The sequence below is a fragment of the Pseudomonas sp. ASL8 genome (assembly GCF_056680355.1).
The window spans coordinates 776,185-799,303 of record NZ_CM155278.1; the positions used below are offsets into that span (position 1 = coordinate 776,185).

Sequence of the window (23,119 nt, forward strand, 5' to 3'; positions counted from 1 at the left end):
TTTAGCGGCTCAACATCAACCGCCCTATCCCGTGTTACTTTTGCTGTGGCGCTTGAGGTACGTCAGCAGGTTTAGCCGCTGGCTTTTGCGCTTCAAGCACCGGCACATCTTCTGTAGCCGGCTTTTTCTGCGGTACTTCCAATACTGCTGGATCAGGCAAACCTACTTGAGTCAGCTGATGAGCTTTCTCTTTAGCAAAGTAACCTAACCCCAAGCTGGTTATGAAAAAACCTGCGGCAAGTATAGCAGTAAACTTACTAAGAAAGGTAGAGGAACCTTGGCTTCCGAACACAGTATTTGAAGCACCTGCACCGAAAGACGCACCAGCGTCCGCACCCTTACCCTGCTGCAGCAATACCAGAGCGACAACGCCCAGCGCACCCAACAGATGAAAAACGACTACGACTGTTTCCAGCATTTTTTCAGTTTCCCGCGGCGCGACAAATCGCACCGAACTCATCTGCATTCAGGGAAGCTCCACCAATGAGCCCCCCATCGATATCCGGCATGCCGAACAGTTCAGCCGCATTGGCCGCCTTCACGCTGCCGCCATAAAGAAGTCGCACGCCTTGTGCAACCTCAGCATTCTCTGCCGCCAACTGCGCACGAATGGCTGCGTGCACTTCCTGCGCCTGTTGGGGCGATGCAGTCAGTCCGGTACCAATGGCCCAGACAGGCTCGTAAGCAATGACTGCATTTACAAAAGCACCGACGCCCAGCTCTTCGATGATGCTGCCAAGCTGACGCGCGACAACTTCAAACGTCTTGCCCGCTTCGCGCTGCTCCAGGGTTTCCCCTACACACAACACCGGCGTCAAACCACACGCCTGAGCTGCCGCGAACTTGCGATTAAGGACATCGTCGCGCTCGCCCATGATCTGGCGACGCTCAGAGTGCCCTACCAGCACCAGGGTACAGCCAGCATCAGCCAGCTGACTCGGTGAAGTCTCACCGGTCAACGCGCCCTGCACTGGCTCTACCGCAGAATTCTGCGCACCTACGGCGATCAACTTGCCATCAAGGCCGTCAATCACCTGATTGATGTACAAACAAGGCGGAAACACCGCTACATCAACACCGCTCGGCAAGGCCTGATTACGAAGGCCCTTGATCAGCTCAGCGACGCTGGCGCGGGTACCGTGCATCTTCCAGTTACCAGCTACCATTAGGCGACGCATGCTGTACCTCGTCGGTCAAAGTGGGCGCAGATGTTACCCAACCGCATCAACACTGGCAAGCCGAAATCAGGCGCAAACTTCAGTAACCAGTTTTGCCAGCTCATCAGCGTAACCACGAACCAGGATTTCGTCGTCGCCTTCGACCATGACACGCACCAATGGCTCAGTGCCAGATTTGCGCAACAGCACGCGCCCACGACCACCCATAGCCACGGTAACGCGCTCGCAAGCCTCTTTCACGGCAGGATGCTGGACCGGGTCCACACCGCCCGCGAAGCGAACATTAAGCAGCACCTGAGGACACTTGCGCAGCGCTTGTCGCGCCAACGCCAGGCTTTCGTCGCGACGACGCAGTGCAAGCAGAACCTGCAGCGCAGCAATAATGGCGTCACCGGTCGTGGTGTGCTGGAAGCAGATAATGTGACCGGAGTTCTCACCACCGACCTGCCAGTTACGCTCAAGCAACTCCGCAACCACATAACGGTCGCCAACGCCCGCACGCACGAACGGAATATTCAAGTCCGCAAATGCCAGCTCAAGCCCGAGATTACTCATCAGCGTCCCAACGACACCGCCTTGCAGCTTGCCACGCTCATGTAAATCACGCGCAATGATGAACAAAAGGTCATCACCATCGACGATTGCACCCGTGTGATCGACCATCAGCACCCGGTCGCCATCGCCATCGAAGGCGATGCCCAGATCGGCATGCCCTGCCAGCACGGCAGCCTGCAGGTTGCCCATGTGGGTCGACCCGCAGTCATCATTGATGTTCAAGCCGTTAGGCTCAGCCGACAACACTGTCACCTGAGCGCCCAGCTCACGAAAAACGTTAGGCGCGACTTTGTAAGTGGCCCCGTGAGCGCAATCGATGACCAGCTTCAAGCCTGCAAAATCGGTACTGCTCGGAACACTGCTTTTACAGAATTCGATATAGCGCCCGGCGGCATCGTTGATACGCGAAACCTTGCCCAGCTTATCTGACTCAACCACCGTCATCGGCGCGTCAAGCAGCTCTTCGATCATCATTTCCACTTCGTCAGGCAACTTGGTGCCCTGGCCAGAGAAGAATTTGATGCCGTTGTCATGATGGGGATTGTGCGACGCACTGATCACAATGCCAGCTTCAGCATGAAAGGTACGGGTCAGATAGGCGATGGCAGGTGTAGGCATCGGCCCCAGGAGCATGACGTCAGCGCCAGCAGCCGAGAGACCGGCTTCCAGCGCCGATTCGAACATGTAGCCAGAAATGCGTGTGTCTTTACCGACCAGAACCCGGCAAGCGCCCAAGCGACGGAACGCCATCCCTGCGGCCCAGCCGAGCTTGAGCATAAAATCCGGAGTAATCGGAAATTGGCCGACCCGGCCACGAATGCCGTCGGTACCGAAATATTTTCTAGTCATGGATGCTCCCTCATTCTTATTCAGCCGATTCGACTGCAGCGATCATTCGCACCACGTCGACGGTTTCGGCCACATCGTGCACACGTAAAATGCGTGCACCCTTGATCATGGCCATGGCAGCCAAAGCCAGACCACCAGAAAGCCTCTCGGCAACCGGACGCCCAAGCACCTGGCCAATCATGCTCTTGCGCGACACACCCACCAATAACGGTCTGCCGAGCGCATGCAAGGCTTCCATATGCTTGAACAGACTCAGGTTGTGCTGAAGGTTTTTAGCAAAACCAAATCCCGGGTCGAGAATAATCCGCTCACGAGGTATGCCGACTGCGGCGCACTGCTCCATACGCTCGAGCAAAAACGCGGAGACCTCACCCACAAGATCCTCATACTGCGGATTATCCTGCATATCGCCCGGCTCGCCGCGCATGTGCATCAGACACACAGGCAAACCTGTGGCTGCAGCAGCGTCCAGAGCACCTTCACGACGCAAAGAGCGCACATCGTTGATAAGGCCCGCCCCGAGGCGCGCCGTCTCACGAATGACCGCTGGCGTTGAAGTATCGACCGAAATAATCACATCAAGTTCGCGACTTAGCGCCTCGACGACAGGACCTATTCGCTCAAGCTCTTCGACAGGAGAAACTGCGCGCGCACCGGGCCGCGTGGATTCGCCACCGACATCGATCAACGTCGCACCGGCAGCCACCATCGCTTCGGCGTGGCGCAATGCCGCGTCGCGCTGGCTGAATCGGCCGCCGTCCGAAAAGGAGTCTGGCGTTATGTTCAGGATGCCCATCACATGCGTATGGGCCAAATCAAGAACCCGGTTGCCACAAGGCAACCGGGTTGGGTACAGCGCAGAAGTCATGTCAGGCCTTAGAGTTCAGCAGCCGGACCGCCGATAGGGGTTTCTGGACGCGGGCCCAGAGGCGCTGCCGGAGTAGTACCGGAGCCACCTTCCCAATCACGCGGTTCGCGAGGAGCGCGACCGGCCATGATGTCATCGATCTGTTCAGCATCGATGGTTTCATATTTCATCAGCGCATCAGCCATCGCATCCAGTTTGTCACGGTTGTCCGTCAAGATCTGCTTGGCGCTGCCATAGCACTGATCAATGATGCTACGAACTTCCGAGTCGATAAGCCTTGCCGTTTCGGCAGACACGCTGGAGTGCTGACCACCGCCGCCGCGACCGAGGTACATTTCACCCTCATCTTCGGCATACATCAACGGACCGAGTTTTTCCGACAGACCCCACTTGGTCACCATGTTCCGGGCAATTTGACTTGCACGCATAATGTCGTTGGATGCACCAGTGGTCACGCCGTCGAAGCCCAGGGTCATTTCTTCAGCGATCCGCCCGCCGTACAGCGAGCAAATCTGACTGATCAGCGCGCGCTTGGACAAGCTGTAACGATCTTCTTCAGGCAAGAACATGGTCACACCCAGCGCACGACCACGCGGAATGATCGACACCTTATAAACCGGATCATGCTCAGGCACCACGCGACCCACGATGGCGTGACCCGCTTCGTGATAAGCCGTGTTCCGTTTCTCTTTCTCGGACATGACCATTGATTTGCGCTCAGCGCCCATCATGATCTTGTCTTTGGCCAACTCGAACTCTTTCATCTCAACGATGCGCTTACCGGTACGCGCGGCAAACAGAGAAGCTTCGTTGACCAGGTTAGCCAGGTCAGCACCGGAGAAGCCCGGCGTACCCCGAGCGATCACGCCCGGGTTGACGTCTTCACCCATTGGCACTTTGCGCATATGGACTTTCAAAATCTGTTCGCGACCACGAATATCTGGCAGACCCACCACCACCTGACGGTCGAAGCGACCTGGACGCAGCAGCGCTGGGTCGAGTACGTCTGGACGGTTGGTAGCGGCGATGACGATGATGCCGTCATTCACTTCGAAACCATCCATCTCCACCAGCAACTGGTTGAGAGTCTGCTCACGCTCATCGTGACCACCACCCATGCCAGCACCACGATGGCGACCGACCGCATCGATTTCGTCGATGAAGATGATGCAAGGCGCATGCTTCTTGGCTTGCTCGAACATGTCACGGACGCGGCTTGCACCAACGCCTACGAACATCTCGACAAAGTCGGAGCCGGAAATCGTGAAGAACGGCACCTTGGCTTCACCCGCAATGGCTTTGGCCAAAAGGGTTTTACCGGTACCTGGCGGGCCAACCATCAGCACGCCGCGTGGGATCCGGCCGCCCAGACGCTGGAACTTGCCCGGATCACGGAGGAACTCAACGAGTTCGCCCACTTCTTCTTTGGCTTCATCGCAACCGGCGACGTCGCCCAGCGTGGTCTTGACCTGATCCTCGGACAGCAGTCGCGCCTTGCTCTTGCCAAAACTCATCGGCCCGCCTTTACCGCCGGCACCACCTTGCATCTGCCGCATAAAGAACATGAAGACAGCGATGATCACCAGGATCGGGAAGCTTGCGACCAGAAGCTGAGTCCAGATGCTCTGCTGCTCAGGCTGCTTGCCTTCGATCACTACATTGTTGTCGACCAGATCTCCGATCAGACCATTGTCCTGAATCGCCGGACGAATAGTCTTGAAGGAGTCGCCATCGGCACGCTTGCCGGTGATGACATAACCGTCGACGGCAACCTTCTCGACCTTGCCATCCTTAACCTGCTGGATGAACTCGGAATAGTTGAGGGTTTGCGGCTCGTTTGGGCTGGAGAAGTTGTTCATCACTGTCACCAGGACAGCGGCGATGATCAACCACAGGATCAAATTCTTTGCCATATCGTTCAATTAGCTACCCTCTGAAGCAAGCTCCACGCAGGAGCGTGCCTCGCATGATATTCACCGGCCTAACTTACTACATTACCTACGGGTGTGGCAGGCGCCGTCTGTAACCCTTTGTGAAACGTTGACTACATCATGTTCGTTTATGCTTCGTTGGCAAGGCTATTTAATAAAAGCTATCGCCTCTACATCAAAGCCGCTCAACGCTTTCAGCGCCCTTGATGCCGCGAAACCCTCGACCCAGCAAGTACTGCTCGCGAGACCGATCGCGTGAAGCCGCCGGTTTACGCATCTGGACCTTGTCAAACACTTGGCGAACCGACTTATGGAACGCGTCGAAACCATCGCCCTGGAAAATCTTGACCAGAAAATCACCACCTGGACGCAATACACGACCCGCCAAATCAAGCGACAGCTCGCAAAGAAACATAGCGCGAGGCATGTCAACAGCAGCCAGTCCACTCATATTGGGGGCCATATCGGAAATCACAAGGTCTACTTGAGTATTACCGACAGCCTCGAGGATTTGAGCCAGCACCGTATCTTCAGTGAAATCGCCCTGAATGAAGGTCACATCAGGGATGCTGTCCATTTCGAGAATGTCTGAGGCGATCAACCGACCCTGACCACCAATCAGACGACTGGTGACCTGCGACCAGCCTCCTGGCGCGGCGCCAAGGTCGATAACGGTCATGCCTGGGCGGATCAACCGGTCCTTTTCCTGGATCTCCAGGAGCTTGTAGCTGGCACGCGAACGATACCCGTCTTTTTGCGCCATTTTGACGTAAGGGTCGTCGAAGTGTTCTTTCAACCAGTTATGGCTTGTTTTGGAACGGGCCACAGGGCACCTCAAAAATAAACGAGTCGTGATTAACTGGGCGGTCCCGGACTCGCTCGGGTAAACTGGCCGCCGCTTTTTACAAGATCAGACGCAGGGGTCAGATTATGCCGCTCACTCAGGAGCAGAAGAAACAGTACAAATCTATTGGCCACCATCTGAAACCGGTATTGATTGTGGCTGACAATGGTTTGACTGAAGGTGTTTTAGCCGAACTTGAACGCGCATTGGGCGATCACGAGCTGATTAAAATCAAACTCAACATCCTCGACCGCGAAAGCCGCCTGGAGGCCGTTGCAGCGTTGTGCAAGGCCGGCAAAGCGGATTTAGTGCAAGTCATCGGTAAAATGGCGTTGATTTATCGCAAGAACGCCAAGGTAAACAAGCTGTTGTCCAACGTCCACCGCTTCCACGCATAACCAAGCGGTCAGGGGCGCGCAATGCGCGCCCCGCCACTTCCTCCCGGCACAGGCTGGATAACCAGCAGCAGTCCGGACAGCGCAAGCATCAGGTAGCTCAGCAATTGCCAACGCACGGCATCTGGCAGCCATTGGTACAGCACGTAATAACTCGCTGAAGCCAACGTCGCGATCAACAGCAATTGCCCGCGCACATCAAGCCAAAGACTCGACAGGCGCTCGGCCTGTACCAGCACCACCATCTGCAATACCGCGCAAAAACCTGCAAACGCGACCAGCAACGTCCCTGAAAGATTGGCAACCTCATCAATCAGCAGTGGCGCCAGACCTGTTTGCTCCAGCACCGTCAACATCGCAAGATGCAGCAATACCAGACCGCCCACCCATAACGTCTGGGCGAGCTGCCAGATAATTGCGCCCGCACGATACGGGCGACAGCTGTTAGATATGGCTGACTTCGACAATCTCGTACTCGATCACACCACTTGGTGTTCTGACTGTCACCACTTCACCCTCTTCCTTGGCAATCAAGGCACGAGCGATAGGTGAGCCGACCGAAAGTTTGCCCTGCTTGATATCCGCTTCGTCTTCACCAACGATCTGATATTTCACGCGCTCATCGGTTTCGACGTTAGCGATCTCGACAGTCGTGCCGAATATCACCTTGCCGGTGTGCACAATCGTCGTCACATCAATGACCACTGCGTTCTGCAGTCGGCCTTCAATATCACGAACCCGTGCTTCCACCATGCCCTGCTGCTCGCGAGCAGCATGGTATTCGGCGTTTTCCTTGAGATCACCCAGCTCACGTGCAGTGCCGATGTCCTGGCTGAGCTTGGGGCGGATCACCTTTGTCAGGTGAGTCAACTCTTCTTCCAGGGCGCGAGCGCCCCGAACAGTCATTGGATATTTAGTCATACCTTTAATCCTGCATGTAGATCCTGCAAGCGCCGTACAGTCTTCTCTGGACCGAACTTCAGCGCTTCACAGATGGCTTCACCCGCAGCGATGGTGGTCGTGCAGTAGATTTTGTGCTGCAAGGCATTACGACGAATAGAGTAGGAATCAGCGATCGACTGACGGCCCTCAGTGGTGTTGATGATCAGCGTGACTTCGTCATTTTTGATCATATCGACTACGTGTGGACGACCTTCTGTCACCTTGTTGACGCGACGCACTTTCAGGCCCGCAGCCTCAATCAACTGAGCGGTTCCCGCTGTCGCGACAATTTCGAAGCCCAGATTGATCAGGTCACGCGCGACACCGGCCACGAGCGGCTTGTCGTCATCACGAACGCTGATGAACGCAGTGCCACCGGTCGGCAGTAGCTCGCTGGCACCCATTTGGGCCTTGGCGAAGGCTTCACCAAACGTATCACCCACACCCATGACTTCGCCGGTGGACTTCATCTCCGGGCCGAGAATCGGGTCAACACCCGGGAACTTGGCAAACGGGAACACCGCTTCTTTCACGCTGTAGAAGTTCGGAATGATTTCTTTGGTGAACCCAATTTCCTTCAGGGTTTTACCGGCCATGACGCGCGCAGCGATCATTGCCAGGGAAACACCGATGCACTTGGACACGAACGGCACGGTACGCGAGGCACGCGGGTTGACTTCAATGACGTAGATGTCATCGCCTTGCAGCGCCAACTGTACGTTCATCAAGCCGATAACGCCCAGCTCCAGAGCCATTTTCTTGACCTGTTCGCGCATCTCGTCCTGGATATGCGCAGGCAGCGAGTACGGCGGCAGCGAGCATGCGGAGTCACCGGAGTGAACGCCTGCCTGTTCAATGTGCTGCATGATCGCGCCAATGACTACGTCAGTGCCGTCACAGACCGCATCGACATCCATCTCGATGGCGCAGTTGAGGAAGTGATCCAGCAGCACCGGGCTGTCGTTGGACACTTTCACCGCATCACGCAAGTAGCGCTTGAGTTCTTCTTCTTCGTAAACGATTTCCATCGCCCGACCGCCCAATACGTAGGACGGACGCACCACCAGCGGGTAACCAATCTTGCCAGCGGCGCGAATGGCTTCATCTTCGCTGCGCACAGTAGCGTTAGGCGGCTGACGCAAATTCAGACGCTCGACCATCTGCTGGAAGCGCTCACGGTCTTCGGCACGGTCGATTGAGTCAGGGCTGGTGCCAATGATTGGTACGCCAGCTTCCTCAAGGGCACGCGCCAGTTTCAGCGGAGTTTGGCCGCCGTACTGAACGATCACGCCTTTTGGCTTCTCGACCCGGCAGATTTCCAGCACGTCTTCCAGAGTTACTGGTTCAAAGTACAGGCGATCCGAGGTATCGAAATCGGTGGATACGGTTTCCGGGTTGCAGTTGACCATGATGGTCTCGTACCCGTCTTCGCGCAGGGCCAGTGCCGCATGTACGCAGCAGTAGTCGAACTCGATGCCTTGGCCGATGCGGTTCGGACCACCGCCCAGAATCATGATCTTGTCGCGCGTCGACGGATTGGCCTCGCACTCTTCCTCGTAGGTCGAGTACAGATAAGCGGTATCGGTGGCGAACTCGGCCGCGCAGGTATCGACGCGCTTGTAGACCGGGAAGATCTCAAGCTTGTGACGATGGCGACGCAGGTTTTTCTCGGTGACGCCCAGCAGCTTGGCCAGACGCGCATCGGAGAAGCCTTTGCGCTTGAGGCGGAACATCAGGTCACGGTCGATGGTAGCCAGACCCAGCGTCTTGATCTTCTCTTCTTCCTTGACCAGATCTTCGATCTGAACCAGGAACCAAGGGTCGATCATGTTCATGCTGAAAATTTCTTCAACCGTCATGCCTGCACGGAAGGCGTCTGCCACGTACCAGATGCGCTCAGCGCCCGGCACCGTGAGCTCACGCTTGAGCACAGCCATGCTTTCCGGGTTGCTCAGGTCAAGCTTGGGGTCCAGACCGCAGACACCCACTTCCAGACCGCGCAGGGCTTTCTGCAGGGATTCCTGGAACGTGCGGCCGATGGCCATGACTTCGCCGACCGACTTCATCTGCGTGGTCAGGCGTGCGTCGGCCTTGGGGAATTTTTCAAAGGCGAAGCGTGGCAGTTTGGTGACCACGTAATCGATCGAAGGCTCGAACGACGCCGGGGTCTTGCCGCCGGTGATTTCGTTCTGCAGTTCGTCGAGGGTGTAACCAATTGCCAGCTTGGCCGCGACCCGGGCGATCGGGAAGCCGGTGGCTTTCGAGGCCAGCGCCGAAGAACGGGAAACCCGCGGGTTCATCTCGATCACGACCATACGGCCAGTGTCCGGGCAGATACCGAACTGCACGTTCGAGCCGCCGGTCTCCACGCCGATCTCACGCAGTACCGCCAGCGAGGCGTTACGCATGATCTGGTATTCCTTGTCGGTCAGCGTCTGCGCTGGCGCAACAGTGATCGAGTCGCCAGTGTGGACGCCCATCGGGTCAAAGTTTTCAATGGAGCAGACGATGATGCAGTTGTCCTTTTTGTCGCGGACCACCTCCATCTCGTACTCTTTCCAACCGATCAGCGATTCGTCGATCAGCAGCTCTTTGGTCGGCGACAGGTCCAGACCACGGTTGCAGATTTCTTCGAATTCTTCGCGATTGTAAGCAATACCGCCACCTGTGCCGCCCATGGTGAAGGACGGACGGATGATGCACGGGAAGCCCAGTTTTTCCAGGACGACGTAAGCTTCTTCCATGGTGTGGGCAATACCCGAACGCGGGCAATCCAGACCGATGGACTTCATTGCCTTGTCAAAGCGCGAACGGTCTTCGGCCTTGTCGATGGTGTCGGCATTGGCGCCGATCATTTCGACGCCGAATTTCTCCAGAACGCCTTCGCGCTCCAGGTCCAATGCGCAGTTCAGCGCAGTCTGGCCACCCATGGTTGGCAGCAGCGCGTCTGGACGCTCCTTCTCGATGATCTTGGCAACGGTCTGCCATTTGATCGGTTCGATGTAGGTCGCGTCGGCCATTGACGGGTCGGTCATGATGGTCGCTGGGTTGGAGTTCACCAGGATGACGCGGTAACCCTCTTCGCGCAGGGCTTTGCAGGCCTGGGCGCCGGAGTAGTCGAATTCACAGGCCTGGCCGATCACGATGGGGCCGGCGCCGAGAATCAGGATGCTTTTTATATCTGTACGTTTTGGCATGGGTTGTCACTCAAATCCGTAGGTCAGTCGGCAAGCCGTCTTGAATATTTCTCTGAGGGGGTCGGGTGGACCATCCAGACGGTCAATCGTCCGGGCTCCACACACCCCCTGCTCGCTACATTCTCAAGGCAACCGGTTAGCGTCGCTTGGCCATGGCTTCGATAAAGCGATCGAACAGTGGCGCCACGTCGGTAGGGCCCGGGCTCGCTTCAGGGTGACCCTGGAAGCTGAACGCGCTCTTGTCAGTGCGCTCAAGGCCCTGCAAGGTGCCGTCAAACAGCGACTTGTGAGTCGCCCGCATGTTGCTTGGCAGCGTAGTCTCGTCCACCGCAAAACCGTGGTTTTGGCTGGTAATCATCACGACACCGGTGTCCAGATCCTGGACCGGGTGGTTTGCACCGTGGTGGCCATGACCCATTTTCATGGTCTTGGCGCCGGAAGCAAGTGCCAGCAATTGGTGACCGAGGCAGATACCGAAGATCGGAATTTCGGTTTCCAGCACGTCCTGAATCGCCTTGATCGCGTAGTCGCACGGCTCAGGGTCACCCGGACCGTTGGACAGGAACACACCGTCCGGCTTGAGCGCCAACACATCACTGGCAGGTGTTTGTGCCGGGACTACCGTGACACGGCAACCGCGATCAACCAGCATGCGCAGGATGTTCAGTTTGATACCGTAGTCGTAAGCCACGACGTGGTATTTCAAGTCGGCTGCAGCGAAGTCCGGGTGACTGTCAGTCGCCAGGTTCCAGACGCCGGAGCGCCATTCATAGCGTTCCATGGCGCTGACGACTTTCGCCAGATCCATGCCCTTGAGGCCAGGGAAGCCACGAGCGGCGGCAATTGCCGCTTCTTCGGAAATGTTATCGCCGGCCATGATACAGCCGTTTTGTGCGCCTTTCTCACGCAGAATGCGGGTCAGGCGGCGGGTATCGATACCGGCGATTGCGACAACATTGTTGGCGTTCAAGTAGTCCGACAGGGACATCTTGTTGCGCCAGTTGCTCGCGACCAGCGGCAAGTCGCGGATGACCAATCCTGCCGACCAGACGCGATTGGACTCGGCGTCTTCTGGCGTCGTACCGGTGTTACCGATATGTGGATACGTCAGAGTGACGATCTGTTGGGCATAGGAAGGATCGGTAAGGATTTCCTGATAGCCGGTCATTGCGGTGTTAAACACCACCTCACCAACGGTTTGACCGTCGGCTCCAATGGCTTCGCCGCGAAAAATGCTGCCATCAGCAAGGGCGAGTATGGCTGGCTTAGTCAAGAAGACCTCCCGTAAATAAAGCCTGAAAGGGCGTTCGCAGGTTGCAAAAAAGCGGAATGACGTATAGACACGTCACCCCGCTTTCTCTTCGAATTATCTGCGCGCTTTTAGTGGACACACTAAAGCTGTAGCTTACAGAAAAAGCCTTTTTTGGTCTACCGCCAATGAGCCTTAAAGACAGGGGAATGCGACAGAACGCCACCCAAAGGCTCAAAACAGAGTCAAAGCCCACGTAACTGTTGAGCTTCAACCCCGTTTAGACGGTCAACGCAGATCCAGCACGTCCTGCATGTCGTACAAGCCGGGTGCCTGACCATCGAGCCACAAGGCAGCCCTGACAGCTCCCTTGGCAAAGGTCATGCGGCTGGAAGCCTTGTGCGTGATTTCTACTCGCTCACCGTCCGCTGCGAACATCACGGTGTGATCACCGACGATATCGCCAGCGCGAATCGTTGCGAAACCGATGCTTTGACGATCACGTGCCCCGGTCTGCCCTTCACGCCCATAGACCGCGACCTTTTCAAGGTCACGACCCAGCGCCTGAGCAACTACTTCACCCATACGCAGCGCCGTGCCCGACGGCGCATCGACCTTGTGCCGATGGTGGGCTTCGATGATTTCGATATCGACATCATCACCCAGCACGCGCGCAGCCGTATCGAGCAATTTCAGGCACAGATTGACCCCGACGCTGAAGTTGGCAGCAAACACGATCGGGATGTCTTTACCCGCCTCCACCAGAAGCTGCTTCTCTTCCGCACTGAAACCCGTGGTACCGATGACCATGGCCTTGCCCGCCTTGCGGCAGAACGCCAGGTTCTTCAAGGTCACCGACGGATGAGTGAAGTCGATCAGCACGTCGAACGCGTCAGCCACGTTGGCCAGATCGCCCGACAATGGAATGCCGATACGGCCCAGCGCTGCGAGCTCACCCGCATCCGCACCGACCAATGAGCTGTCCGGACGATCGACCGCAGCAGTCAAACCCGCGCCCTGCGCTTGCTGGACCGCCTCGATAAGGGTTTTACCCATGCGCCCAGCGGCGCCCATTACTGCAATACGTCGCATGCCTTGCTCCTGACCTGTTAGCCCTTACAAATCGCCGAAGAAGCGTTTCACACCTTCAAACCAACCGCTGGCCTTGGGTGAATGCGAACTGTCGCCTTCGAGCGAAGCACGGAACTCTTCAAGCAATTCACGCTGACGACGCCCCAGATTGACCGGAGTTTCGACCGCAACGCGACACATCAAGTCGCCTGCACCACCACCACGTACCGGCGCCACACCCTTGCCACGCAGACGGAACTGCTTACCGGTCTGAGTACCTTCGGGGATTTTCAGCTTGACCCGGCCATCCAGCGTCGGCACTTCCAATTCGCCACCCAGCGCTGCATCAGCAAAGCTGATCGGCACTTCGCAGTACAGGTGCTTGCCGTCGCGCTGGAAAATCGCGTGCTCGCGAACGTTGATCACGACATACAGATCACCCGTCGGCCCGCCCTGAGTACCCGCCTCGCCTTCACCGGAAAGACGAATGCGATCACCCGTATCGACACCTGGCGGCACTTTCACCGACAGAGTCTTGAACTCTTCGACCCGGCCTTCGCCGCGACATGCGTCGCACGGATCGGAAATGATCTTGCCGTGGCCATGGCAGCGCGGGCAGGTTTGCTGCACCGAGAAGAAACCTTGCTGCATGCGCACCTGACCAATACCGCCGCACGTCGGGCAGGTAATGGGCGCCGAGCCCTTCTTCGCGCCGGAGCCATCGCATGGCTTGCAATTGACCAGCGTCGGCACACGAATACTGACGGTCGTGCCGCGCACAGCCTCTTCGAGATTCAGCTCAAGGGTGTAACGCAAATCGCTGCCGCGCTGAGCACCACCGCGAGCACCGCCACGGCCGCCACCGAAGAAATCACTGAACACGTCGCCGAAAATATCGGAGAAGTTCGAGCCGCCGAAACCTGCACCGCCGCCACCCATGCTCGGGTCTACGCCGGCATGACCGTACTGATCGTAGGCCGCGCGCTTGCTGGTGTCGGAAAGCACTTCATAGGCCTCGTTGGCCTCTTTGAACATGTCTTCGGACGCTTTGTCGTCTGGGTTGCGGTCCGGGTGGTGCTTCATCGCGAGTCGGCGATAAGCCTTCTTCAGGTCCGCCTCGCTGGTGTCACGCTCCACACCCAAAATCACGTAATAGTCACGCTTAGCCATAAGTCTTATGCACTCTTGAGGACGTCCGACAAAACCCTCCTGAGTCTTGCCAAACTCGTTGAGCCCAATACAGGCCCGGACTCAACTCACGTCGATTCAACGATTCCGGTCTTGGCTCTACGGCCAGTTCACTGACCGAGAGAAGCAGCAAAACAAGCCACATGCAGGAGCATGTCGACTTTGCCGCATCGCTTGCGGGCCAAAACCCCCAAGCTTGAAAATTCGTCTATTCCAGACACGCCAACGCGGGAGCAAGCTCCCGCGCGGCGACATCCTACCAGCCACCGCTTGAATGCAGTCAACCGGCTTGCAAGTGAGCCTGCGCTTACTTGTGGTCTTTCACTTCTTCAAACTCTGCATCAACGACGTCGTCAGGCTTTTTGGCTTCGTCAGCAGGCTGACCAGCGGCTTCCGGCTTCTCGGCTTCGGCGTACATTTTCTGAGCGATTGGCGCGGAAACCTTGGACAGTTCCTCTACCTTGGCGTCGATGACTGTTTTGTCGTCGCCTTTGATGGCCGCTTCCAGAGCAGTCAGAGCAGCTTCGACGGCGGTTTTTTCTTCCGCAGTCACTTTTTCGCCAGCATCGCTGATCATTTTGCGTGTCGAGTGGACCAGCGCATCACCCTGGTTACGGGCAGAGGCCAGTTCTTCGAACTTGCGATCTTCTTCAGCGTTGACTTCAGCATCACGCACCATCTGCTGAATTTCTTCTTCAGACAGACCGGAGTTGGCCTTGATCACGATCGACTGCTTCTTGCCAGTCGCCTTGTCTTGAGCACCTACGTGAAGAATGCCGTTGGCATCGATGTCGAAGGTCACTTCGATTTGCGGGACGCCACGTGGAGCAGGTGGAATCTCGGCCAGGTCGAACTTGCCCAGCGACTTGTTTTGAGTCGCTTGCTTACGCTCGCCTTGCAGCACGTGAATGGTTACCGCGCCCTGGTTGTCATCGGCAGTCGAGAACACTTGCGATTTCTTGGTAGGAATCGTGGTGTTTTTCTCGATCAGCGCAGTCATCACGCCACCCATGGTTTCGATACCCAGGGTCAGCGGGCTAACGTCAAGCAGCAACACGTCTTTCACGTCGCCAGCCAGTACCGCACCCTGGATAGCAGCACCCATGGCAACAGCTTCGTCCGGGTTCACGTCTTTACGTGCTTCTTTACCGAAGAACTCAGTCACCAGCTTCTGTACCAGCGGCATACGCGTCTGACCGCCGACCAGAATCACGTCGTCGATTTTGCCTACGTCGATGCCCGAATCCTTGAGTGCAATACGGCAAGGTTCGATGGTGCGTTGAACCAGGTCTTCAACCAGCGATTCCAGCTTGGCGCGAGAGATTTTCACGTTCAAGTGCTTAGGACCGGTTGCGTCTGCAGTGATGTACGGCAGGTTAACGTCGGTCTGCAGGCTGGAGGACAGCTCGATCTTGGCTTTTTCAGCGGCTTCTTTCAGGCGCTGCATCGCCAGCGGGTCACCCTTGAGGTTCATGCCGCTTTCTTTCTTGAATTCGTCAACGAGGTAGTCGATCAGACGGATATCGAAGTCTTCACCACCCAGGAACGTATCGCCGTTGGTAGCCAGTACTTCGAACTGGTGCTCGCCATCGACTTCAGCGATTTCGATAACCGAAACGTCGAACGTACCGCCGCCCAAGTCGTAGACGATAACAGTGTGATCGCCCTTCGCTTTGTCCATACCGTAAGCCAGAGCGGCTGCGGTGGGTTCGTTGATGATGCGCTTGACGTCCAGACCCGCGATGCGACCGGCATCTTTGGTGGCTTGACGCTGGCTATCGTTGAAATAGGCCGGAACGGTGATGACCGCTTCAGTGACTGTTTCGCCCAGATAGTCTTCAGCAGTCTTCTTCATCTTCTTCAGGATTTCAGCCGAAATCTGAGGAGGAGACATTTTCTGACCGTTGACTTCGACCCATGCATCGCCGTTATCAGCCTTGACGATCTTGTAAGGGACCATCTGAATGTCTTTCTGCACAACTTCTTCGTCGAAGCGACGACCGATCAAACGCTTCACCGCATACAGGGTGTTGTGCGGATTGGTCACTGCCTGACGCTTGGCCGATTGGCCAACCAGAATTTCGCCATCGTTGGCGTACGCGATGATCGAAGGCGTGGTGCGAGTGCCTTCAGCGTTTTCAATAACTTTTACTTTGCCGTTTTCGAGAATAGAGACGCAGGAGTTGGTGGTCCCCAGGTCGATACCGATGATTCTGCCCATGTTAACTTTCTCCGGAAATTTTAAATTTGGATGCCGCAACTGCGTTCACACATTGCGGTAGCTCTTAAACGCATGACTTCTAAATGGGGGCCTGACGGCTGATTTCAAGCCTGCTCATCAATCGATGGTCTAACAGGCGAAACCGCCTTGCTGACCACAACCATCGCCGGACGCAACAGGCGACCGTGGAGCTGATAACCCTTCTGGAACACCTTGAGCACGCTGTTAGGCTCAACGTCGGCACTCTCTTGCATGGCCATCGCCTGATGATGCTCGGCGTTGAAGGGTTCGCCGTGTGGATCAATCGCTTCCAACTGATAACGCTTGAGGGTGTCCTGAAACATTTTCAGCGTCAGCTCGATCCCTTCACGCATCGGACGGATACTTTCGTCGTCCGGGTTGGACAATTCCAGGCCGCGCTCAAGGCTGTCGATGATCGGCAGCAAATCACCCGCAAATTTTTCCAGTGCGAATTTATGAGCCTTCTCGACATCCTGCTCGGCGCGACGGCGGACATTCTGCAGATCCGCAGCAACTCGCAGAGACTGATCCTGCGCAGCAGCCAATTGCTCTTCAAGCACTTGCACACGCGCTATCACGTCATCAACCGAAGCCGCACCAGCGGCCTGATCCTGAGTCTGCGTATCCAGATTCTGTTCGTCAGCCATAGATTTCTCCTTTCAATAACGTCCGCGAGCTCAACTCGCGCTTCTGTCCCGCTATATGGGGTCTTAATTTCCAGCTTCAAGTGCAACCAAAAGCACAATAACGTCCATTTTCATCAAGAACCCGCTTCGCCCTCAGCCCGGACCACACGCGACCAAATCACATAGCGGACTAAAAAAAGCCGTAATTCAAGCAAATCGAGCTAAGACAGGGCATTGTCAGCAGAAAGCAAAACACTGTATAAATAACCAGACAAATAGCTTGGGAGCCGCCTCTATGCTGGTGCACCTGTCAGTACATAACTACGCCATCGTCGAACATCTCGATCTCGAGCTGGACCGAGGCATGAGCGTGATCACTGGCGAAACCGGTGCCGGCAAATCAATCATGCTCGATGCTCTCGGCCTGACATTGGGTGATCGCGCCGACAGCGGTGTGGTCCGCCCCGGTGCCGACAAGGCCGATATTCTTGCCACGTTCGACCTGACCGATATCCCCGAGGCCCGCGCCTGGCTCGCAGAACGAGACCTGGACAATGAGGGGCCGTGCATCCTGCGCCGGGTTATCACCGCAGAGGGTCGTTCGCGGGCCTACATCAATGGTTCGCCCTGCCCTCAAGGTGACTTGAAAGCGCTCGGCGAATTCCTGATCGATATTCACAGTCAGCATGAACATCAGTCATTGCTCAAGACGGACACCCATCGCCGTCTGCTTGACGAATACGCGGGCGCTACCGACCTGGCGCGCCAAGTACATCTGGCGGCACAGCGCTGGCGCCAGACCCGGCAAGAACTGGAGCGCCTCGCCAATTCAGGCGATGAACAACGCTCGCGCCATCAATTGCTCAGCTATCAACTCGAAGAACTGGAAAGCCTCAGCCTTGGCGAAAACGAACTGGATCAGCTGGAGCAGGAACACAAAACCCTGACCAATGCCGAAAGCCTGCTGAGCATCTGCCGTCAGGTCGTTGAACAATGCAGCGAAAACGACTCGGGCAACGTCCTGAACGCACTGACCGCCAGCCTCAATCGTCTGTCTGGCATCAACAGCTCACCGACTGCCATGTGCGAAGCCGCCAGCCTGCTGTCCAGCGCGCAGATTCAGGTCGAAGAAGCGGTGGGCGAACTGAACCGCTTTCTCGATCACTTCGATGCCGACCCGGCGCGGCTGCAGCAACTTGAAGAACGTCTCGATGCGATCTACACCCTGGCCCGCAAACACCGCATTCAGCCCACCGACGTCGCCGCGCTCCAGCAAAAGCTGCTGGACGAAATCGAAACCTTGAATGCAAACGATGAAGCCATCGAGCGTCTGGAGAATGAATTGTCCTCCTATGCTCGACATTATCAGGACAAAGCTCGCGAATTGAGTGATCTACGTCAAGGTTCAGCGCCGACTCTGGCCAGTGCCGTGGAGCAGGAAATTCAACGTTTGGGCATGCCTGGTGGGCGGTTCAGCATCGAACTGCGGCCCAATACCAGCAAAGAATTACTGCCCAATGGTCTGGAGCAGGTCGAGTTATTGGTAAGCGCTAACCCTGGGCAACCGCTGAAGGCGCTGGCCAAGGTCGCGTCGGGTGGCGAGCTGTCGCGGATCAGCCTGGCGATTCAGGTCATTACCGCACAAACCTCGCGAGTGCCGACGCTGGTGTTCGACGAAGTCGATGTCGGGATTGGCGGGCCGACCGCAGAGATTGTCGGTCAGCTGTTGCGTCGTTTAGGCGAGCGCGGGCAAGTCATGACCGTCACGCATTTGCCGCAGGTCGCAGCGCAAGGCCACCAGCATCTGTTCGTACACAAGGTACGTGACAGCGACGCCACTCGCACCGCCGTGTCCAAGCTCAGCAAAACCGAACGCGTCGAGGAAGTTGCACGCATGCTCGGCGGCATTGATCTCACCAAAGAGTCATTGGCCCACGCGAAAAAAATGGTCCTCACCGCCAAGGTTTGATCACCCGAATAAAAACCGTGGAGCAAGGGGCGCATGGTGCCTGTCCGCGATAGCTGTATAAAAATCAGGTAACAGAAAGCACAAAGGCGACCCTGAGGTCGCCTTCGTTATTATGGCCGTCGGAAGGTTTACACCTTCTTCTTGCGCACGTAGAGCACCAAGTTGTGGTCCACCAACTCGTAACCGTGCTTCTCGACAATCGCCTTCTGAAGCTTCTCGATTTCTTCTTCGAAGAACTCGATCACCTCGCCGGATTCCACGTTGACCATATGGTCGTGGTGGCCGCCGTCGGCCAGCTCGAAGACTGCATGACCGCCGTCGAAATTGTGGCGAACCACCAGCCCGGCGGCTTCAAACTGAGTCAGTACACGGTAAACCGTAGCCAGCCCCACGTCCTCGTTCGCTTCCATGAGTGCTTTGTAAACATCCTCAGCACTCATGTGACGCTGCTCAGCAGAATCGAGCATCTGTAGAATTTTGACCCGTGGCAGGGTCACTTTTAGTCCGACTTTACGCAGTTCGCTATTTTCAACCATGGTCAGCTTTCTCGCGGATGCTGCTTCGCAGCTTCTCTTAATGCGGGTATGATCGGGGTTTACGTTGTCCCAGCCAAGATAGTGGAAGTCGCCCACCGATGCAAAACACCAAGCACCTGCTAACCAGTTTCACCTTTGTGGGACTGCTCGCACTCGCCGGTTGTTCATTCCCCGGGGTTTACAAAATCGACATCCAGCAGGGCAATGTCGTCACGCAGGACATGATAAACCAGTTACGCCCCGGAATGACCCGTCGGCAAGTACGGTTTATCATGGGTAACCCTCTGCTGACCGATACGTTTCATGCCGATCGCTGGGATTACCTGTATAGCCTGCAACCTGGGGGCGGTGAACGCCAACAAGAACGCATGACCATTGTCTTTAATAGCAATGATCAGCTCGTCAGCCTTTCCGGTGACTTCATGCCTGGCGTGAGTCGTGACGAGGCCATTCTTGGCAAGAATAGCGATACGTCCGCTGCGCCCGTCCAGGGTGAGCAGCCTAAAGCCGAAGAGGCGCCTAAACCTGGCTCATTGCTCAAGCAGATCCAGGATGACGTGGACAAGAGCGAATCTGCTCCAGTACCCACTCAGGAACCTCTGGAACCATCGCCGCGGTAGTTGCGAAAAGCAGCCACCAGCGTCTTCAAAAAAACCCGGCATGCCGGGTTTTTTTGCGTCTACGGGTTCAAAAACAGATTATTGCGAATCGCTTTTTATCCTGGCCAGGGCAGCCTTGGCCGCACGCAACCGGCGAACCTCTTTTGGATCAGCCAGCAAAGGACGATAAATTTCTATTCGATCACCCGCCGCCAGCACTTGGGTTTCGGCATTGCTCAGCACTTTGCCGAAAATACCTACGGGACAATGCTCAAGATTCAACTCAGGAAAGTGCTGGCCGATCCCGGAAGCCCGCAGCGCATCGCGCACCGTCGAGCCCGATGCCACGTCAACGCCGAGCAACACCTGACGATCTATTGCGGCGTAAACCACTTCGATTCCAATCGGCGGCTTAACCATCCAGCTGTTTTGCCCGCTGGCAAAAAGCGTCGACCAAAGTGTTGGCCGCCTGATTGAACAGCGGCCCTAACGTTGCGCGCACGATGGGGCCAGCGTAATCGAATGACAGGTCCAGGCTGATCTTGCAGGCCTTTTCTCCCAACGGCTTGAACACCCAAACCCCGTGTAACTGGTTGAACGGCCCTTCCTCAAGATTCATCTCGATCGACTGCCCAGGCACCAGCGTGTTTCGCGTCACGAAATGCTGTTTGAGACCACCCTTGGCTATTTCGACCCGAGCGCGCATATGGCCCTCACTGGCGTCCAATATCACCGCCGATGAGCACCACGGCAAAAATTCCGAGTAGTGCGCGACGTCATTTACCAGGTCATAAAGTGCCTGGGCCGGGTAAGGCAACAGGGCAGAGCGTTGAATATGGGTAGTCATGTCAGCGTCACTTCCAAAGCTGAGCGGCAAACACAACAAGAATGCCGAACGGCGCCACATAGCGCATCAAAAAGAACGTCAAAGCGAAAAGCACCGGGCTGCGCATCGACAACTCATCACGCACCGCCTCACGGCCCATCACCCAACCTGCAAAAACCACAAAACAGAACCCACCCAGCGGCAACATGATCCGCGAGGTGAAAAAATCGATAACCCCAAAGAAGTTCAGCCCCCCCACCGCGCCCCATTGGTAGAGGTGAAATACACCGGCATCGTTCACGAAAAACTTGGCCTGTTCCCAGATATTGAACGAAAACACCGTGCCCAAACCCACGAACCAGCAGATAAACGCCAGCCAGAATGTCACCCAGCCGCGGCGAATCTTAGTCCGTTCGATCAGGTAAGCCACCATTGGCTCAAGCAAAGAAATAGCCGAACTCCAGGCCGCGACTGCTACCAGCACGAAGAAGATTACGCCCATCAGTTGGCCGAACGCCACGTTGCCAAACGCAAATGGCAAGGTCACGAACATCAGGCCCGGGCCTTCGCTGGGGTTCAGGCCCGCCGCAAACACAATCGGAAACAACGCCAGGCCTGCCAACAACGAAACAAACGTATCGAGCAACGCCACACCGACGATGGTCCCGGAGATCGAGGAGTTCTTCGGCATATACGCGCCGTAAATCATGATCGACCCTACGCCCACGCTCAGCGAAAAGAAGGCATGTCCCATCGCGGGCAACAGGCCATCTAGCAGCTTCGACACGTCGAAGTCGAACATGAAATGCACGCCCTCCATGAAGTGTCCGGTCGTCAGGCTATAACCCAACAAGATCACCATCAGGATAAAGAGCAACGGCATCATGATCCGCAGGCTGCGCTCAAGCCCTGCAACCACGCCTTTGGCGATCACCACCGCAGAAAGCAGCATGAACACCGTGTGCCACAAGGTCAGGCGCCAAGGGTCGGCGATGACCTTGCCGAAGTAAGCCCCCACTTGATCGGACGCAACACCCTGGAAATCGCCACGCCCCATATCAATGATGTAATCCAGCGACCAGCCACCCACCACGCTATAGAAGGACAGGATCAGCAACGCCGTGATCATTCCGGCGAATGCCCCCCAGGACCAACGCGTCGAATGCCCCGCCTCGAGCGCCAACACCTTCAAGGCGTTGGCCGGACTTTGCCGGGCGCGCCGGCCAATCAGCGTTTCGGCGAGCATCACCGGCACACCGATCAAGGCAATACAGGCCAGAAATACCAACACGAAAGCGCCGCCGCCATAGACGCCGACCATGTAGGGAAACTTCCATATGCTGCCGAGACCCACCGCAGAACCGGTCGCTGCGAGAATGAACACCCAGCGGCTCGCCCAGCCGCCGTGGACAGAAACCTTGTCCGTCGACATCGTTAACACGCTCAACCGTTGAAAAAAGAGGCCGCATTGTCCGGGATTCAATCAAGCTGCTCAAGCACGCAGCTTCACCGTAGCCGACAGCGCGTTGTCTCCCTATAATGCGTCCCCTATGGCTAAGCTCAAGAAACACCCCACAGGGACCATCGCGCAAAATAAAAAGGCGCGTCACGATTACTTCATCGAACATAAGTTCGAGGCCGGTCTGGTCCTGGCTGGCTGGGAAGTAAAGAGTATGCGTGCTAGCAAGGTGCAGCTGGTTGACAGCTATGTGCTGCTCAAGGATGGCGAGGCCTGGCTCATGGGCTGCCATATCACGCCGCTCGCGGCCGCCAGCACGCACGTCATCGCTGACCCTACACGTACCCGAAAACTGCTGCTCAACCAGCGCGAGCTCGAAAAGCTCAACACTGCGGTTCAGCAGAAAGGCTATGCCTGCGTGGCCCTTTCCATTTACTGGAAAGCGCACTTGATCAAGTGTGAGATCGCACTGGGCAAAGGCAAGAAGGAATACGACAAGCGCCACACCGAGCGTGAACGCGACTCTGATCGCGAGCTGCAACGTGCGGTTCGCACCAAGGGCAAGGACGACTGACAGCTCGCATGTGCGAGTTGC

General features: G+C 56.5%; 22 protein-coding genes. 4 read left to right on the plus strand and 18 right to left on the minus strand.

The features are described from left to right. Nucleotides 1–34: 34 nt before the first annotated feature. The 6 genes from secG to rlmE all read right to left on the minus strand — a co-directional run bounded on the left by secG (nucleotide 35) and on the right by rlmE (nucleotide 6,207). Entirely contained in the window at nucleotides 35–418 is a 384-nt protein-coding gene (gene secG, locus AC1MEA_RS03655; protein ID WP_219063875.1) for a preprotein translocase subunit SecG, read from the minus strand. A gap of 4 nt (nucleotides 419–422) precedes the next feature. Next, nucleotides 423–1,178, minus strand: coding sequence for a triose-phosphate isomerase (gene tpiA / locus AC1MEA_RS03660; protein WP_219063831.1), 756 nt, complete (start codon nucleotides 1,176–1,178; stop codon nucleotides 423–425). Between the two features lie 66 nt (nucleotides 1,179–1,244). Continuing rightward, on the minus strand, nucleotides 1,245–2,582 hold the full coding sequence (glmM, locus tag AC1MEA_RS03665; RefSeq protein ID WP_480916762.1) for a phosphoglucosamine mutase: 1,338 nt from the start codon (nucleotides 2,580–2,582) through the stop codon (nucleotides 1,245–1,247). Nucleotides 2,583–2,598: 16 nt separating this feature from the next. Continuing rightward, nucleotides 2,599–3,450, minus strand: coding sequence for a dihydropteroate synthase (gene folP, locus AC1MEA_RS03670; protein ID WP_219063833.1), 852 nt, complete (start codon nucleotides 3,448–3,450; stop codon nucleotides 2,599–2,601). A gap of 8 nt (nucleotides 3,451–3,458) precedes the next feature. Further along, a complete protein-coding gene (gene ftsH / locus AC1MEA_RS03675) occupies nucleotides 3,459–5,363 on the minus strand; it encodes an ATP-dependent zinc metalloprotease FtsH (protein WP_219063834.1) in 1,905 nt (634 codons plus the stop codon). Nucleotides 5,364–5,556: 193 nt separating this feature from the next. Continuing rightward, a complete protein-coding gene (rlmE, locus tag AC1MEA_RS03680; RefSeq protein ID WP_219063835.1) occupies nucleotides 5,557–6,207 on the minus strand; it encodes a 23S rRNA (uridine(2552)-2'-O)-methyltransferase RlmE in 651 nt (216 codons plus the stop codon). Between the two features lie 104 nt (nucleotides 6,208–6,311). Between rlmE and yhbY the strand changes: the two genes are divergently transcribed. After that, nucleotides 6,312–6,623 (plus strand): ribosome assembly RNA-binding protein YhbY, encoded by a 312-nt coding sequence (gene yhbY / locus AC1MEA_RS03685; protein WP_219063836.1) that lies wholly within the window; start codon nucleotides 6,312–6,314, stop codon nucleotides 6,621–6,623. A gap of 8 nt (nucleotides 6,624–6,631) precedes the next feature. On the opposite strand, the gene AC1MEA_RS03690 is transcribed toward yhbY, so the two are convergent. From AC1MEA_RS03690 to grpE, 8 genes are all read right to left on the minus strand, one after another. Then, on the minus strand, nucleotides 6,632–7,087 hold the full coding sequence (locus AC1MEA_RS03690) for an MFS transporter (protein ID WP_480916763.1): 456 nt from the start codon (nucleotides 7,085–7,087) through the stop codon (nucleotides 6,632–6,634). Beyond that, nucleotides 7,065–7,541, minus strand: coding sequence for a transcription elongation factor GreA (gene greA / locus AC1MEA_RS03695; protein WP_219063837.1), 477 nt, complete (start codon nucleotides 7,539–7,541; stop codon nucleotides 7,065–7,067). Before greA ends, AC1MEA_RS03690 begins: the two co-directional genes overlap by 23 nt. Next, entirely contained in the window at nucleotides 7,538–10,759 is a 3,222-nt protein-coding gene (carB, locus tag AC1MEA_RS03700) for a carbamoyl-phosphate synthase large subunit (protein WP_480916764.1), read from the minus strand. Before carB ends, greA begins: the two co-directional genes overlap by 4 nt. A 136-nt stretch (nucleotides 10,760–10,895) precedes the next feature. After that, on the minus strand, nucleotides 10,896–12,032 hold the full coding sequence (gene carA, locus AC1MEA_RS03705; RefSeq protein WP_480916765.1) for a glutamine-hydrolyzing carbamoyl-phosphate synthase small subunit: 1,137 nt from the start codon (nucleotides 12,030–12,032) through the stop codon (nucleotides 10,896–10,898). 264 nt (nucleotides 12,033–12,296) lie between these two features. Continuing rightward, entirely contained in the window at nucleotides 12,297–13,100 is an 804-nt protein-coding gene (dapB, locus tag AC1MEA_RS03710; RefSeq protein WP_449634833.1) for a 4-hydroxy-tetrahydrodipicolinate reductase, read from the minus strand. 24 nt (nucleotides 13,101–13,124) lie between these two features. Further along, on the minus strand, nucleotides 13,125–14,249 hold the full coding sequence (gene dnaJ / locus AC1MEA_RS03715) for a molecular chaperone DnaJ (protein WP_219063841.1): 1,125 nt from the start codon (nucleotides 14,247–14,249) through the stop codon (nucleotides 13,125–13,127). A 325-nt stretch (nucleotides 14,250–14,574) separates the two neighbouring features. Then, entirely contained in the window at nucleotides 14,575–16,488 is a 1,914-nt protein-coding gene (gene dnaK, locus AC1MEA_RS03720) for a molecular chaperone DnaK (protein ID WP_219063842.1), read from the minus strand. 104 nt (nucleotides 16,489–16,592) lie between these two features. Continuing rightward, a complete protein-coding gene (grpE, locus tag AC1MEA_RS03725) occupies nucleotides 16,593–17,156 on the minus strand; it encodes a nucleotide exchange factor GrpE (protein WP_219063843.1) in 564 nt (187 codons plus the stop codon). 274 nt (nucleotides 17,157–17,430) lie between these two features. Here grpE and recN point away from each other — a divergent pair, with 274 nt between their 5' ends. Next, nucleotides 17,431–19,104, plus strand: coding sequence for a DNA repair protein RecN (gene recN / locus AC1MEA_RS03730; RefSeq protein WP_449634835.1), 1,674 nt, complete (start codon nucleotides 17,431–17,433; stop codon nucleotides 19,102–19,104). Nucleotides 19,105–19,232: 128 nt separating this feature from the next. Here recN and fur read toward each other — a convergent pair whose 3' ends face one another. Further along, nucleotides 19,233–19,640 carry a ferric iron uptake transcriptional regulator gene (gene fur / locus AC1MEA_RS03735; protein WP_219063845.1) on the minus strand — a complete coding sequence of 136 codons (408 nt, stop codon included), beginning with the start codon at nucleotides 19,638–19,640 and terminating at the stop codon, nucleotides 19,233–19,235. 98 nt (nucleotides 19,641–19,738) lie between these two features. On the opposite strand from fur, the gene AC1MEA_RS03740 reads away from it, so the two are divergent. After that, nucleotides 19,739–20,260 (plus strand): outer membrane protein assembly factor BamE, encoded by a 522-nt coding sequence (locus tag AC1MEA_RS03740; RefSeq protein ID WP_480916766.1) that lies wholly within the window; start codon nucleotides 19,739–19,741, stop codon nucleotides 20,258–20,260. 78 nt (nucleotides 20,261–20,338) lie between these two features. Here AC1MEA_RS03740 and AC1MEA_RS03745 read toward each other — a convergent pair whose 3' ends face one another. The 3 genes from AC1MEA_RS03745 to AC1MEA_RS03755 are packed head-to-tail and all read right to left on the minus strand — an operon-like array spanning nucleotide 20,339 to nucleotide 22,497. Then, nucleotides 20,339–20,659, minus strand: coding sequence for an RnfH family protein (locus AC1MEA_RS03745; RefSeq protein WP_480916767.1), 321 nt, complete (start codon nucleotides 20,657–20,659; stop codon nucleotides 20,339–20,341). After that, the gene (locus AC1MEA_RS03750; protein WP_480916768.1) at nucleotides 20,652–21,086 is read right to left on the minus strand and encodes a type II toxin-antitoxin system RatA family toxin; all 435 of its coding nucleotides are present in this window, start codon (nucleotides 21,084–21,086) and stop codon (nucleotides 20,652–20,654) included. The genes AC1MEA_RS03745 and AC1MEA_RS03750 overlap by 8 nt, the downstream gene beginning before the upstream one ends. 7 nt (nucleotides 21,087–21,093) lie before the next feature. Further along, the gene (locus AC1MEA_RS03755; RefSeq protein ID WP_480916769.1) at nucleotides 21,094–22,497 is read right to left on the minus strand and encodes a sodium-dependent transporter; all 1,404 of its coding nucleotides are present in this window, start codon (nucleotides 22,495–22,497) and stop codon (nucleotides 21,094–21,096) included. A 118-nt stretch (nucleotides 22,498–22,615) separates the two neighbouring features. On the opposite strand from AC1MEA_RS03755, the gene smpB reads away from it, so the two are divergent. Further along, nucleotides 22,616–23,098: an SsrA-binding protein SmpB gene (gene smpB / locus AC1MEA_RS03760; RefSeq protein ID WP_219063850.1), complete on the plus strand. Its 483-nt coding sequence runs from the start codon at nucleotides 22,616–22,618 to the stop codon at nucleotides 23,096–23,098. Nucleotides 23,099–23,119 lie beyond the last annotated feature (21 nt).